A 13,346-nucleotide genomic window follows, 5' to 3' on the forward strand; every position below is an offset into this window, starting at 1 on the left:
CGACCAACAAACCACCACAATCCTATTAAATATTATATGAAGAGAGAAAGAGGGACCGCGTGAAGGCGTCACCGAAGAGCTTGCTGGCAACGTTGCGCGGGGTGCGTCAGGAGCGCCCGTCCCTTTGGCTTATGCGCCAGGCTGGACGCTATCTGCCCGAATATCGCGCCCTTCGCGAAACCAAGGGTGGTTTCCTCGAGCTGTGCTACGACCCAGAGGCGGCGGCCGAAGTGACGTTGCAGCCGATCCGGCGCTTCGGTTTCGACGGCTCGATCCTCTTTTCCGACATTCTCGTCATTCCGCATGCGCTCGGCCAACATTTGTGGTTCGAGGCAGGCGAGGGTCCGCGCCTCGCACCGCCACTGGTCGACAGCACGCTGGCGTCGCTCGAGACGGCGCACCAGCGGCTCGATCCGGTCTATGCCACCGTCGCGCGCGTGGCTGCGGCATTGCCGCCCGAAACGACCTTCCTCGGCTTTGCAGGAAGCCCCTGGACGGTCGCGACCTATATGGTGGCGGGGCAGGGGTCGAAGGATCAGGCGGCGGCGCGGCGGATGGCGTTCGGCGATCCGGCGGCGTTCCAGGCGATCATCGACGCGATCGTCGATTTGAGCGTCACCTATTTGTCGGGCCAGATCGAAAATGGCGTCGATGCCGTGCAATTGTTCGACAGTTGGGCCGGCAGCCTGAGCCCCGCGCAATATGAGCAATGGGTGATCGCGCCCAATGCCGAGATCGTGCGGCGACTGAAGGCGCTCCATCCCAATACGCCGATCATCGGCTTTCCAAAGGGGGCCGGCGGCAAGCTGCGCGCCTATGCCGACGAGACGGGCGTCGATGCGATTGGGCTCGACGAGACGGTCGATCCCGTTTGGGCGGATGCGGCCTTGCCGTCACATCTTCCCGTACAGGGCAATCTCGACCCGCTGGCGCTCGTCGCGGGCGGCAGCGCGCTCGATATGGCGATCGACCGTATCCTTGCGGCTTTCCCTTCGCGTCCCCATATCTTCAATCTCGGCCATGGCATCGTGCCCGACACGCCGATCGCCCATGTCGAACATCTGATCAAACGCGTTCGCGGCGGGTAATCTATGGAACTGGCGGGATTTTTGGGGGCGACGATGCTTTGGGTCAAAGCGGCGCATATCATTTTCGTGATCTTCCTGATGGCCGGCCTGTTCATGATGCCGCGCTTTTTCGTCTATCATCATCAGGCACCCGTCGGGTCCGACGAGGACAGGAAATGGATCGAGCGCGAGGACCGGTTGCGCCGGATCATCCTGAACCCGTCGCTGGTCATCGTCTGGATCTTCGGACTGATGCTCGCCTTTAACGGCGATTATTGGCGCGAGGGCTGGTTCATTGCCAAATTGCTGCTCGTGCTGGCGCTGTCGGGCTATCACGGCTGGATGATCGGCTATTTCAAGAAATTGAAGAAGGGCGAGCGGCCGCTCAGCGAAAAGCAGCTTCGCATGCTCAACGAGGTTCCCGGCGTCGCCGCGGCGATCATCGTCGTGCTGGTCGTCGTTCGGCCCTGAAATTCGGTCTTCCGGCGCAGCCCGATTGACTTGAACCCGGCCCGGTTATAGGGGCCGGTCAACCCCGCTTTGCGCGGGCGGCGCGTCACCCGCGCCGATGCTATCGAAACGGTCGTCCCACGGCCGGATAGGCACCCTGGCGGTGCAACGCGATTATGTCTTAATTTCCTCCCGAATACCTATCTGGAATCCATCCAATGCATCTCAAAGAACTCAAAACCAAAGCGCCCGCCCAGCTTGTCGAAATGGCGGAAGAACTGGGCGTCGAGGGCGCGTCGACGCTGCGCAAGCAGGACCTGATGTTCTCGATCCTGAAGGAACTCGCCGAGGAGGGCGAGGAAATCATCGGATCGGGCACGATCGAGGTTCTCCCGGACTCGTTCGGTTTCCTGCGCTCGTCGGACGCCAATTATCTCGCCGGCCCCGACGACATCTACGTCTCGCCGAACCAGGTCCGCAAATATGGCCTGCGCACCGGCGACACAGTCGAAGGCGAAATCCGCGCGCCGAAGGACGGCGAGCGCTATTTCGCGCTAACCAAGCTGATCAAGGTCAATTTCGACGATCCTGAAGCGGTGCGTCACCGCGTCAATTTCGACAACCTCACGCCGCTCTATCCGAACCAGAAGCTGTCGCTCGACACCGTCGATCCGACGGTCAAGGACAAGTCGGCGCGCGTCATCGACCTCGTCAGCCCGCAGGGCAAGGGCCAGCGCGCGCTGATCGTCGCGCCGCCGCGCACGGGTAAGACGGTGCTGTTGCAGAATATCGCCAAGGCGATCACCGACAATCATCCCGAAGTCTATCTGATCGTCCTCCTCGTCGACGAACGTCCCGAGGAAGTCACCGACATGCAGCGCAGCGTGAACGGCGAGGTCGTTTCCTCGACCTTCGACGAACCCGCGACGCGTCACGTCCAGGTCGCCGAAATGGTGATCGAAAAGGCGAAGCGTCTCGTCGAGCATAAGAAGGATGTCGTCATCCTGCTCGACTCGATCACGCGCCTCGGCCGCGCCTACAACACCGTTGTTCCGTCGTCGGGCAAGGTGCTGACCGGCGGTGTCGATGCAAACGCACTCCAGCGTCCGAAGCGCTTCTTCGGTGCCGCGCGCAACATCGAGGAGGGCGGTTCGCTGTCGATCATAGCGACCGCGCTGATCGATACCGGCAGCCGCATGGACGAAGTCATCTTCGAAGAATTCAAGGGCACGGGTAACTCGGAAATCGTGCTCGACCGCAAGGTCGCCGACAAGCGCATCTTCCCGTCGCTCGACGTCGGCAAGTCGGGCACGCGCAAGGAAGAATTGCTCGTCGAGAAGGACAAGCTCAGCAAAATGTGGGTGCTGCGTCGCATCCTCATGCAGATGGGTACAGTCGATGCGATGGAATTCCTGCTCGACAAGATCAAGGATTCGAAGACCAACGAGGATTTCTTCGACAGCATGAACCAGTAAGCCGGCATTCCGATGGCCGTGATCGAACATGCGTTGCTTCCCGTGCGTGCGGGAAGCGAAGCGGCGTTCGAGGCGGCCATCGGCGAAGCGCGGCCGCTCATCAAGGCGTCGCCAGGCTTTATCTCCATGCAAATCCGGCGCCCGACGGCAACGGGACAGCCTTATCTGTTATTGGTCGAATGGACGTCGGTCGCGGATCATCGCGACGGCTTTCGGCAATCGGATCGCTATCAGCAATGGCGAGCGTTGCTGCATCGCTTTTATGACCCTATGCCAGAGGTCAGCTATTTCGGAGAGCCGCTGTGATTTTGGAATTTCTGACTCAGGCCGCGGCGCATGCCGGCGGTTTCGGTGGCCCCGCCGGGATGTGGGATGCGATCGTCAAGGATTTCTCGAACATCACCGAGCCTGCGGCTTTGGCCGCGTTCGTGCAGGTTTTGATGATCGACCTCGTGCTTGCGGGCGACAATGCGATCGTGGTCGGTGCGCTCGCTGCGGGACTTCCCGCCGATCAGCGCAAAAAGGTCATCCTGATCGGCGTGCTCGCCGCGTTGGTGCTGCGCATCGCCTTTGCGCTCGTCGTGCAACAGTTGATGGGCATCGTCGGGTTGATCTTCATCGGCGGCATCCTGCTTGCGTGGGTGGCATGGAAAATGTGGCGCGAACTGCGCCACACCGGCCAGTCGCATGGTTCGCCCGAGATCGAAGGCGACGAGCATTCGGGTCTGAAGCCCGCCAAAAGCTTTGCCGGTGCCGCCTGGGCGGTCGCTGTTGCCGACGTGTCGATGAGCCTCGACAATGTGCTCGCGGTCGCCGGTGCGGCGCGCGAGCATCCGGGCATCATGATCGTCGGGCTGATCTTTGCCGTCGCGCTGATGGGCGTCGCGGCGAACATCATCGCCAAATATATCGAGCGCTACCGCTGGATCGCTTACATCGGCCTGGCCGTCATCGTCTATGTCGCGGTGAAGATGATCTACGAAGGCTGGGTCGATCCCGGCGTCGGGGTCGGGACGCTCTTCGGCTAAAAAAGGAAAAGCCAGTCCTTCGCGGGGCTGGCTTTTTTCCTGCCGGTTCCCATCTTCGGGCTATGTCGCAACTTCACATGACCCGCGTTGCCGTCGGCTGCGCCGACTATCCGGCGCTGCAGGCGCGGATCGCCAACTACGCACAGGATGGCGAAATCCGTTTCACGACGCGGTTCAAGCCGAAGCGTGCCGACGAGCTGATTGGCGGCAAGCTGCACTTCATCGTGAAACATACGCTGGTCGCGCGCGTCGAGATATTGCGCTTCGACGATCGCAGCGACGGGCGGATCGATATCGTTTGTGTCGCGGCGCTCGAGCGGATTCATCCGCAGCCCAAGCGTGCGCATCAGGGGTGGCGTTACCTTGCCGACAGCGATGCGCCGAAGGGCGTTGATGAGAGCGACGGGCTCGCCGATCTGCCGCCCGAACTCTATCGCGAACTGGCCGAACTCAGCCTGATCTAGAGTGCGGCGCGGAAGCTGTCGGCGCGTGCCATCGCCCAATAGCGGGCACCGGCAACCGAGCCCGGGTCTTCGAGCAGCACGCCGCGCTCATAGAATTTATAGATGCGGTCGATCGAATCCGATCGCGCCGAGTTGAGGCGTTCGTGGAGATGGTGCGGCTGGATCTGCCAGGGCGATTCGAGTCCCATGGCCGCGCTGATATCCCATAGCGCATTGACGGTCGCGGCCTGAAAGCGGCGGACGCGTTCGGCCTTGTCTTCGACCACCAGCCCGCGCTGTCGGCCGGGATCCTGCGTCGCGACGCCGGTCGGGCATTTGTCGGTGTGGCATTTGAGCGACTGGACGCAGCCCAGCGTGAACATGAAGGCGCGCGCGGCGTTCGACCAATCGGCGCCGAGCGCACAATTCATCGCGAGTCCGGCGCCCGAATGGACCTTGCCCGACGCGGCGACCTTGATCTCCTCCTTGAGCCCGCAGCCGACGAGCGCGTTGCGGACGAAGATCAGGCCCTCTCTCAAGGGCATGCCGATGCTGTTCGAAAATTCGACCGGCGCCGCGCCGGTGCCGCCCTCGGCGCCGTCGACGACGATGAAATCGAGCCGGATGCCGGTTTCGATCATCGCCTTCATGACGGCATAAATTTCGTGCGGCTGGCCGACGCATAATTTGATCCCGACGGGCTTGCCGCCGGAGAGGTCGCGCAGTCGGGCGGCCCACAAGATCATTTCGATCGGGGTCGAGAAGGCCGAATGCGATGCTGGCGATATACAGTCATGCCCTTCGCGAACGCCGCGCGTCGCGGCGATTTCGCTGCTGACCTTGGGCCCCGGGAGGACGCCGCCGTGGCCCGGCTTCGCGCCCTGGCTGAGCTTGATTTCGATCATCCGGATCTGGTCGTTTTGCGCCGCATCGCGAAAGCGTTCGGGATCGAAACGGCCGTTCTCGTCGCGGCAGCCGAAATAGCCGCTCCCCAGTTCCCACACGATATCGCCGCCATGGATCCGGTGATAGGGGCTGAAACCGCCTTCGCCCGTATCATGGTAGAAATTGCCCATCCGGGCGCCGAGGTTGAGCGCTTCGATCGCATTGGCGCCAAGCGAACCGAAACTCATCGCCGAGATGTTGAGCGGCGCGGCGGCATAGGGCTGCGCGCATTGCGGGCTGCCGACATGTACACGTTGCGTGCGGTAGGGGCCCGTCGCCGGTGCGATGCTGTGGCTCATCCACTCATATTCGTCCGAATAGACGTCGAGCTCGGTGCCGAAGGGGTGGCTGTCGAGTTCGCCCTTGGCGCGGGCATAGACGATGTCGCGCTCGGCACGCGTAAAGGGCCGCCCGTCGAACGGCCCTTCGACGACATAGGCGTAGAGGAAGGGACGCGCCTCCTCGAACAGCCAGCGGATGCGGGCGATCAGCGGAAAGTTGCGGCGGAGGCTGTGGTGGCGTTGGACCGCATCATAGGCGGCGATGAGGAGGAGCGGGACCCAGAGCAGCAGCGTCCAGCGTGCGGGCGCCCACCACGCCGCGAACGCCGCCGCGGCGAGGAGGATGGGGAAGGCGATCCAGCGCAGCACCGGCCCGTCCGGCGATCAGCCCGCCTGTTCCGCTAGCATCGCCGCCATCTTTTCCCAGACCTTGTTGATCGCCTTGAGCGGGCGAACCATCACTTTGAAATCACTTATCTTTCCGTCGTCGTTCCAAGTGATGATGTCGACGCCGTTGATCTGGATGCCGTCGAGTTCGCTCTGGAACTCGAGCATCGCCTGATCGCCATCGACGATCTCGCGCAGATAGCGGAAATTGTCGCCGCCGAGGACGTGGCTCGCCGCATGGAGATAGGCGAAAACCTTGTCGCGGCCTGCTTGCGGGGTGTGGACGACGGGCGAGTGGAACACCGCATCTTCGGCGAGCAGGTCGCGCAGCGCCTGCGGGTCGCCGCCGCGCGCCATATAGGCGTGCCAGGCGGCGAGACCGGGATGCGTGGTCATGCGAGTTGCTCGGCAAAGAAAGCGCGGGTGCGACCGTCGGCGAGCTGCGCGCCTTCTTCGTTGCGCCGGTTGCCCATCGTGGCGGCAAAGCCATGGTCGAGGCCCGGATAGTCGTGGAGCGTGACCTTCGGATGCGGATCGAGCGCGTCGTGGACTTTCTTTTGCGCGGCGTGATCGACGAAATGATCCTCGGTCGGGATATGGAGCATCAGCGGGTTGGCGATCGCGTGGCTTTCGTTCAGCATCTGGTCGATCATCACGCCATAATAGCCGACCGACGCATCGATGTCGGTGCGCGCTGCGGCCATATAGGCGAGGCGGCCGCCGAGGCAGAAGCCGACGCAGCCGATCTTGTCGGCGCCTTGGCTCCGCAGCCAGTGAATCGCGGCCTCGATATCCTTGACCCCGTCGTCGGCATCATATTGGCCGAAATATCCGAGCGCCTGCTGGAATTCGGCTTCGATATCGGGGCTGAGCTCGACTCCCGGGGCGAAGCGCCAGAAGATGTCGGGCGCGATCGCGAGATAGCCCTCGGCCGCCCAGTCGTCGCATTTCTTGCGGATGCCTTCGTTGACGCCGAAGATTTCGGGAATGACGATGATCGCGCGCGTGCTGTCGGCGTCGGGGCGGGCGACATAGGCGGGGATATTGCCGGCGCCGTCGAGCGTCGGGATCTGGGTGTTGGTCGCGGCCATGTGGGGAGCTCTCCTGTCTCTTGCTTCTTTGCTGTGAAAGCGCGAAGCTAGCGGGGCCGCGGGCAGGGCTCAAGCGGCTAACGGGCATTTTTCGGGGCGGAGACAGGCGATGAAGTTCAATATCGAGATCGATTGCACCCCCGAAGAGGCACGGCGCCTGTTCGGGCTTCCCGACCTCGAGCCGCTGCACGACATCTATCTCGACCGCGTCAAGGAATTGATGGCGAAGGGAATCACTCCCGACATGGTCCAGCAGATGGTCAAGACCTGGGTGCCGATGGGCGAAAGCGGCCTTGGGCTAGTCCAGTCGCTGCTCGGCCAGTTTGGCGGCGGATTGATGGGCGGCGCTTCGAAATCGGGTAGCGCCGACGATGGCGACAAGTCCGCCAAGGGGCGCAAGAGCTGAACGAAACCATTGTAAGCGATACGATTTTTGCGCTGTCGAGCGGGATGCCGCCGGCAGCGATCGGCGTCGTGCGTGTGAGTGGGCCGATGGCGGGCCCGGCGCTGAAGGCGCTGGCAGGGCGATTGCCGGATCCGCGTCATGCCTCGCTCGCCGCGCTCAAGGATGCGAGCGGTGTGCCGCTCGATCGCGCGCTGATCCTGTGGTTCCCCGGTCCCGCGACCGCAACGGGCGAAGATTTGGCCGAACTGCATTTGCATGGCGGACGCGCGGTTGTCGCTGCGGTCGAAGCGGCGCTTGCGGCGATGCCGGGTCTGCGGCCGGCGGTGGCGGGCGAGTTTACGCGGCGCGCGTTCGATAACGGCCGGATCGATCTGGCCGAAGCCGAGGGGCTCGCGGATCTGCTGGCGGCGGAGACCGAGAGCCAGCGGGTGCAGGCGCTCGGCATGGCAAGCGGGCATGTCTCGCGCGCCGTTGCGGAATGGCAGGACCGGTTGCTCGGGCTGATGGCGGGAGCGGAGGCCGAGCTGAATTTTGCCGACGAGGATGATGTCGAAGTCGGCGAGGCCGTGACCCAGCGCCTGATTGGGGTGATGGGTGCGCTGGCGGAAGAGTTGGGTGCGTGGCTGGCGCGTCCGGCGGCGGAGGTCATCGCCGAGGGGTTGTCGGTGGTGATCGCGGGGCCCCCGAACGCCGGAAAATCTACCTTGATCAACGCCTTGGCGCAGCGCGAGCTCGCGATCGTGTCGCCGATCGAGGGAACGACGCGCGATGTGATCGAGACTCCGCTGGCGCTCGACGGAATCGCGATGCGTTTTTCGGATACCGCCGGGATTCGCGGTGAAGGCGCCGATGTGATCGAGGCGATCGGAATCGACCGTGCAAGGGCGGCAGTCGAAGGCGCCGATATATTGTTGTGGCTTGGGCAAACGAAGGAAGCGCCCGACCATCCGCGGACGATCCTGATCGCGGCGCAGGCCGATCGCTGGCGCGGCGATGCGGCAGCCGAAGCCGAAGCGGCGGGTTGCGACCTGACCCTGTCGGCGGCGACGGGCGAGGGGATGGACAAGCTGCATCGCTATATCGTTGAAATGGCGCGGACCTTGTTGCCGCGCGAAGGCGAGGCGGCGCTCCGCCAGCGCCAGCGCGTGGCACTGGCCGAAGCGCGCGACTGGTTGGCGATTGCTGCGGGCACGCGCGAGGCGAACGACTTAATCCTGCTTGCAGAACGGCTTAGGCTTGCCGCTACGGCGCTCGACCGCATCACAGGGCGCGCGGGAGTCGAAGAGATGCTCGATGCCTTGTTCGGGCGTTTCTGCATCGGAAAATGATGTTCCACGTGAAACATCGCATCGGTCGCAGCGCGGTGGATTCTATGCGCGCTTTACGCTAAAGGCGCGGCAATCATGCAAGATCCAGCAATTTTCGATGTCATCGTCGTTGGCGGTGGGCACGCCGGAACCGAGGCCGCGGCCGCGGCGGCGCGGCTTGGCGCACGCGTTGCGCTGGTCAGTTTCGACCCCGCGCTGATCGGGACGATGTCTTGTAACCCTGCGATCGGGGGGCTCGGCAAGGGCCATCTGATGCGCGAGGTGGATGCGCTCGACGGTTGGATGGCGCGCGCTGCCGATAGCGCGGCGATTCATTATCGCATGCTCAACGCGTCGAAGGGCGCAGCGGTGCAGGGTCCGCGCATACAGGCCGACCGCAAACTCTATCGCGACGCGATCCAGAATCTACTCGCGGCCGAAGCGGGGATCAGCGTCATTGCTGGTGAGGCCGCGGCGCTTCGGCTGTCGGATGACGGCGGTGTCGAGGGGCTCGATCTCTCCGACAGAACGGCGCTGGCCGCACGCGCAATAGTCCTCGCGACGGGCACTTTTCTTGGCGGAAAATTGTTCCGGGGCGAGGAGCGAATGGAGGGCGGGCGCATCGGCGAAGCCGGGGCGCACCGGCTCGCCGACCAATTGCGCGGTGCCGATCTGCCGATGGCGCGGCTGAAGACCGGGACACCGCCGCGTCTCGACGGACGGACCATCGATTGGGGGCGGCTGGACGAGCAGGCGTCGGATAGTGCCGAGGGGGCGAACTGGACCTGTTCCACGTGGAACAGTGGGCGGACGGTGCCTCAGATTTTTTGCGCGATCACGCGCACCAATACCGAAAGCCATAAGATCATCGCGGCGAATCTCGATCGCTCGCCCTTGTTCACTGGTGCGATCGGTGCCGCGGGACCGCGCTATTGCCCGTCGATCGAGGACAAGATCCATCGCTTCGCCGATCGCGACGGGCATCAGGTCTTTCTCGAACCCGAGGGGCTTGATAGCGTCCTCGTCTATCCGAACGGAATTTCGACCTCGCTTCCTGCCGATGTGCAACTCGCGATGCTGCGCACGATGGATGGGCTAGAGGCGGTCGAGATGGTCGTTCCGGGCTATGCGGTCGAATATGATCATATCGATCCCCGCGCGCTCGACCGGACGTTGCAGGTCCGCGCGATGCCCGGCGTGTGGTGCGCGGGGCAGATCAACGGGACAACCGGATATGAAGAGGCCGCCGCGCAGGGTCTCGTCGCCGGCGCCAATGCTGCGCTGAGCGTGCAGGGGCGCGAGCCGCTGATCCTCGACCGCAGCGAATCCTATATCGGGGTGATGGTCGACGACCTAGTGCTGCAGGGTGTGACCGAACCCTATCGAATGCTCACCGCGCGTGCCGAATATCGGCTGCGGCTGCGCGCCGACAATGCCGCGACGCGGTTGACGCCCAAGGGGATTGCACTCGGTCTCGTCCGACCCGCGACCGCGGCGTTGTTCGCGGTGCGGCAAGTTGAACGCGCCCGCGCAGAGGCACTGCTCGAAGCCGTGGTGACGACTCCCGATTATGCCACGGTCGGCATTGCGTTGCCGGGCGACGGCATCGCGCGCAAGCGGATCGACCTGCTGCGCTACCCCGATATGTCCATGGCGCGGCTTGCATTGCTCGCGCCCGAGCTCGATTCGATCGACGCGGCGATCCTGTCGGAGATTGCCGAGGATGCGCATTATGCACCCTATATCGCGCGTCAGGATTCCGAGCTTCGCGCACTGGCGGCGAATGAGGCGATCAGCCTCGATCCGGCGCTCGACTATGGTGCGGTCGGCGGATTGTCGCGCGAAATGGTCGAGCGGTTGACCAAGGCGCGCCCCGAGACATTGGGGCAGGCGGGCCGGATCGACGGGGTGACCCCCGCGGCGCTGACCGCGATCATGGTGCATAGCCGGCGGCGTGCGGCGTGATCCTCGATAGCGAAGCCGACGCGCGAGCCTGGATCGAGGCCTCGTTCGCGTCTGCGCCCGACCAGTGGACGAGGCTCGACCGTTTTGCGGACATGCTCGTCGCCGAAAATGCGCGACAGAATCTGATCGCCGCGTCGACCATTCCGACTATCTGGGTGCGCCATATTGCCGATAGCGCGCAGCTTTTGTCGTTCGATCGCGACGGTGAAGGCCTTTGGATGGACCTTGGCAGCGGACCGGGGTTGCCGGGTCTGGTCATCGCAATCCTCGGTTCGCGGCCGATGATGCTCGTCGAATCGCGCAAGCGGCGCTGCGACTTCTTGCGCGCCGTTGTGGCCGAGCTCGATCTGAAGCATGTCGACGTCGTCGAGGCCCCTTTGGAACGCGTCGAGACGCAGCCGGCCGCGACGATCAGCGCGCGCGCCTTTGCTCCGCTCGACAGGCTGATCGACTTGTCCGCCCGTTTTTCCACCGAATCGACGCTCTGGTTGCTGCCAAAAGGTCGAAACGCAGTTAAGGAACTGGCATTGCTGCCGCAGCCATGGCAGAGAATGTTCCACGTGGAACAGAGCCGCACCGATGCCGAGAGCCAGATACTGGTGGGGCGGGGCCAGATCGGGGCAAAACAGCGAGGAAAGCGATGATCCGTATCGCCGTGGCGAACCAGAAGGGCGGGGTCGGCAAGACGACAACGGCGATCAATCTGGCGACCGCGCTCGCGGCAACCGGATGGCGCACGCTGATCATCGACCTCGATCCGCAGGGCAATGCGTCGACGGGGCTGGGCATCAAACAGTCGCAGCGCGAATGTTCGAGTTATGAACTTCTGCGCGGCGATGCGACGCTGGCGGAATGCGCGATCGCGACCGCCGTGCCGCGGCTCGATATCGTCACCGCGACGGTCGACCTGTCGGGCGCCGAGATCGAGCTGATCGAATTTCAGGACCGGCTGCACCGGCTGCAACAGGCATTGTCGAGCGCCGAGGCGGGGCAGTGGGACATTTGCCTGATCGACTGTCCGCCGTCGCTGGGCATGTTGACGCTCAACGCACTGATCGCCGCCGAATCGTTGATCGTGCCGCTGCAATGCGAATTTTTCGCGCTCGAGGGGCTCAGCCAGTTGCTCACCACGGTCGAGCGTGTGCGCGAACGTTTCAACCAGAAATTGTCGATCCTCGGCGTCGCGCTGACGATGTTCGACCGCCGTAACCGGCTGACCGATCAGGTATCGGACGATGTTCGCGAGGTATTGGGGCCCGTGGTGTTCGAAACGGTGATCCCGCGGAACGTCCGCCTGTCCGAAGCGCCGAGCCATGGCTTGCCGGCGCTGATCTATGACCATCGCTGCGCCGGATCGGCGGCCTATATCGCGCTCGCGCGCGAACTGATCGACCGGCTTCCCAACGTTCGCAAGGCTGCATAAATGGCTGATAATAAAGACGAAACGGGATCTGATTCGACACCAGCGCGGAAGCGGCCCTCGGGGCTGGGGCGCGGCCTTAACGCGTTGTTCGGCGATGTTGCAGTCGAAGCGCCGGTGCTGGCGACGCCGGGCGGCGCTGCAAAGGCCGCCGCGCCCGTATCGGGCGATGCCGTGCAGCACGTCGGAGTCGGAACGATTCGCCCGCTCCCCGGTCAGCCGCGCCGTCATTTCGACGAGAATGCGATCGCCGAGCTGGCCGATTCGATCGGGCTGCGCGGATTGCTGCAGCCAATCATCGTCCGTCGTTCGCCCGATGGTGACGGCTACCAGCTCGTCGCGGGCGAGCGGCGCTGGCGCGCGGCGCAGCGTGCGGGCCTGCACCAGATTCCTGCGCTTGTGCGCGAACTCGATGACGCCGCGACCTATGAGATTGCGCTCGTCGAGAATATCCAGCGCCAAGACCTCAACGCGATCGAAGAGGCGAGCGCCTATCGCCGACTGATCGAGGATTTCGGGCATAATCAGGAAGCGCTCGCGAGACTGGTGGGCAAGTCGCGCAGCCATGTTGCGAACCTGATGCGTCTGCTCGACCTGCCCGACAGCGTGCAGGCGCTCGTCGGCGACGGGTCGCTCGCGATGGGGCATGCGCGCGCGTTGATCGGCGTCGACGACGCCGAAGCGATCGCGCGCCGCGTCGCAAAGGAAGGGCTGTCGGTCCGCGCGGTCGAGGCGCTGGTGCGTGCCGACAAGGGCGGCGAGGCGCCGCGCAAGACATCGGGCGATTCGAGGCCACCGGGCGAGGTCGGTCGCGATCCCGATATCGTGGCGGTCGAACGCCACCTGTCCGAGCTGCTCGGCATCGGGGTCGGAATCCAATATGCCGGCGAGGGCAAGGGTGCGCTGACGCTGAAATTCGCGTCGCTCGATCAGCTCGACATGATTTGCCAGCGGTTGTCGGGCGAATCGATCTGATTGATCTTTCAGATGGGCTGCCGGGTGCTGGTTTGGACCCGCCCGATTTGTACCAGTCCGGGCCGAAAAGGACGGTGCGTGCGCCGCACACGTCACTGCAAATCCA

15 protein-coding genes are annotated in these 13,346 nt (G+C 63.9%); 12 read left to right on the forward strand and 3 right to left on the reverse strand.

Annotation, left to right across the window (positions count from 1 at the left end; all coding sequences use genetic code 11):
- The first annotated feature begins 59 nt into the window (after positions 1–59).
- The 6 genes from hemE to BLW56_RS07945 all read left to right on the forward strand — a co-directional run bounded on the left by hemE (position 60) and on the right by BLW56_RS07945 (position 4,484).
- Positions 60–1,088 (forward strand): uroporphyrinogen decarboxylase, encoded by a 1,029-nt coding sequence (gene hemE / locus BLW56_RS07920; RefSeq protein WP_093510004.1) that lies wholly within the window; start codon positions 60–62, stop codon positions 1,086–1,088.
- 33 nt (positions 1,089–1,121) lie between these two features.
- A complete protein-coding gene (locus BLW56_RS07925; protein WP_371262215.1) occupies positions 1,122–1,538 on the forward strand; it encodes a CopD family protein in 417 nt (138 codons plus the stop codon).
- A 197-nt stretch (positions 1,539–1,735) separates the two neighbouring features.
- Positions 1,736–2,992, forward strand: a complete 1,257-nt coding sequence (gene rho, locus BLW56_RS07930) for a transcription termination factor Rho (protein ID WP_093510006.1) — start codon at positions 1,736–1,738, stop codon at positions 2,990–2,992.
- A gap of 12 nt (positions 2,993–3,004) precedes the next feature.
- Entirely contained in the window at positions 3,005–3,298 is a 294-nt protein-coding gene (locus BLW56_RS07935; protein ID WP_093510007.1) for an antibiotic biosynthesis monooxygenase family protein, read from the forward strand.
- A 59-nt stretch (positions 3,299–3,357) separates the two neighbouring features.
- Positions 3,358–4,020: a TerC family protein gene (locus BLW56_RS07940; protein WP_371262230.1), complete on the forward strand. Its 663-nt coding sequence runs from the start codon at positions 3,358–3,360 to the stop codon at positions 4,018–4,020.
- Positions 4,021–4,097: 77 nt separating this feature from the next.
- Entirely contained in the window at positions 4,098–4,484 is a 387-nt protein-coding gene (locus BLW56_RS07945; RefSeq protein ID WP_256203346.1) for a DUF1489 domain-containing protein, read from the forward strand.
- Here the strand turns inward: BLW56_RS07945 and BLW56_RS07950 are convergent.
- Genes BLW56_RS07950 through BLW56_RS07960 form a run of 3 tightly spaced genes read right to left on the reverse strand, consistent with a single transcriptional unit; the run spans position 4,481 to position 7,167 of the window.
- Positions 4,481–6,058, reverse strand: a complete 1,578-nt coding sequence (locus BLW56_RS07950; RefSeq protein WP_093510009.1) for an FMN-binding glutamate synthase family protein — start codon at positions 6,056–6,058, stop codon at positions 4,481–4,483. The two genes, BLW56_RS07945 and BLW56_RS07950, sit on opposite strands and share 4 nt — an antisense overlap.
- A 15-nt stretch (positions 6,059–6,073) precedes the next feature.
- Positions 6,074–6,472, reverse strand: coding sequence for a nuclear transport factor 2 family protein (locus tag BLW56_RS07955; protein WP_093510010.1), 399 nt, complete (start codon positions 6,470–6,472; stop codon positions 6,074–6,076).
- Positions 6,469–7,167, reverse strand: coding sequence for a dienelactone hydrolase family protein (locus tag BLW56_RS07960; RefSeq protein ID WP_093510011.1), 699 nt, complete (start codon positions 7,165–7,167; stop codon positions 6,469–6,471). The genes BLW56_RS07955 and BLW56_RS07960 overlap by 4 nt, the downstream gene beginning before the upstream one ends.
- A gap of 109 nt (positions 7,168–7,276) precedes the next feature.
- Here BLW56_RS07960 and BLW56_RS07965 point away from each other — a divergent pair, with 109 nt between their 5' ends.
- The 6 genes from BLW56_RS07965 (at position 7,277) to BLW56_RS07990 (ending at position 13,240) form a co-directional block, all read left to right on the forward strand.
- Entirely contained in the window at positions 7,277–7,573 is a 297-nt protein-coding gene (locus BLW56_RS07965) for a DUF6489 family protein (RefSeq protein ID WP_093510012.1), read from the forward strand.
- An 8-nt stretch (positions 7,574–7,581) separates the two neighbouring features.
- On the forward strand, positions 7,582–8,901 hold the full coding sequence (mnmE, locus tag BLW56_RS07970; RefSeq protein ID WP_093510013.1) for a tRNA uridine-5-carboxymethylaminomethyl(34) synthesis GTPase MnmE: 1,320 nt from the start codon (positions 7,582–7,584) through the stop codon (positions 8,899–8,901).
- A gap of 75 nt (positions 8,902–8,976) precedes the next feature.
- Positions 8,977–10,845: a tRNA uridine-5-carboxymethylaminomethyl(34) synthesis enzyme MnmG gene (gene mnmG / locus BLW56_RS07975; protein ID WP_093510014.1), complete on the forward strand. Its 1,869-nt coding sequence runs from the start codon at positions 8,977–8,979 to the stop codon at positions 10,843–10,845.
- Complete coding sequence (gene rsmG / locus BLW56_RS07980; protein WP_371262216.1) at positions 10,842–11,489, forward strand: 16S rRNA (guanine(527)-N(7))-methyltransferase RsmG; 648 nt, start codon at positions 10,842–10,844, stop codon at positions 11,487–11,489. Before mnmG ends, rsmG begins: the two co-directional genes overlap by 4 nt.
- A complete protein-coding gene (locus tag BLW56_RS07985; protein WP_093510015.1) occupies positions 11,486–12,268 on the forward strand; it encodes a ParA family protein in 783 nt (260 codons plus the stop codon). Before rsmG ends, BLW56_RS07985 begins: the two co-directional genes overlap by 4 nt.
- On the forward strand, positions 12,269–13,240 hold the full coding sequence (locus BLW56_RS07990) for a ParB/RepB/Spo0J family partition protein (protein ID WP_093510016.1): 972 nt from the start codon (positions 12,269–12,271) through the stop codon (positions 13,238–13,240). It abuts the gene before it with no gap.
- Positions 13,241–13,346: the final 106 nt, after the last annotated feature.

Source organism: Sphingopyxis sp. YR583, assembly GCF_900108295.1.
Lineage (GTDB): Bacteria > Pseudomonadota > Alphaproteobacteria > Sphingomonadales > Sphingomonadaceae > Sphingopyxis.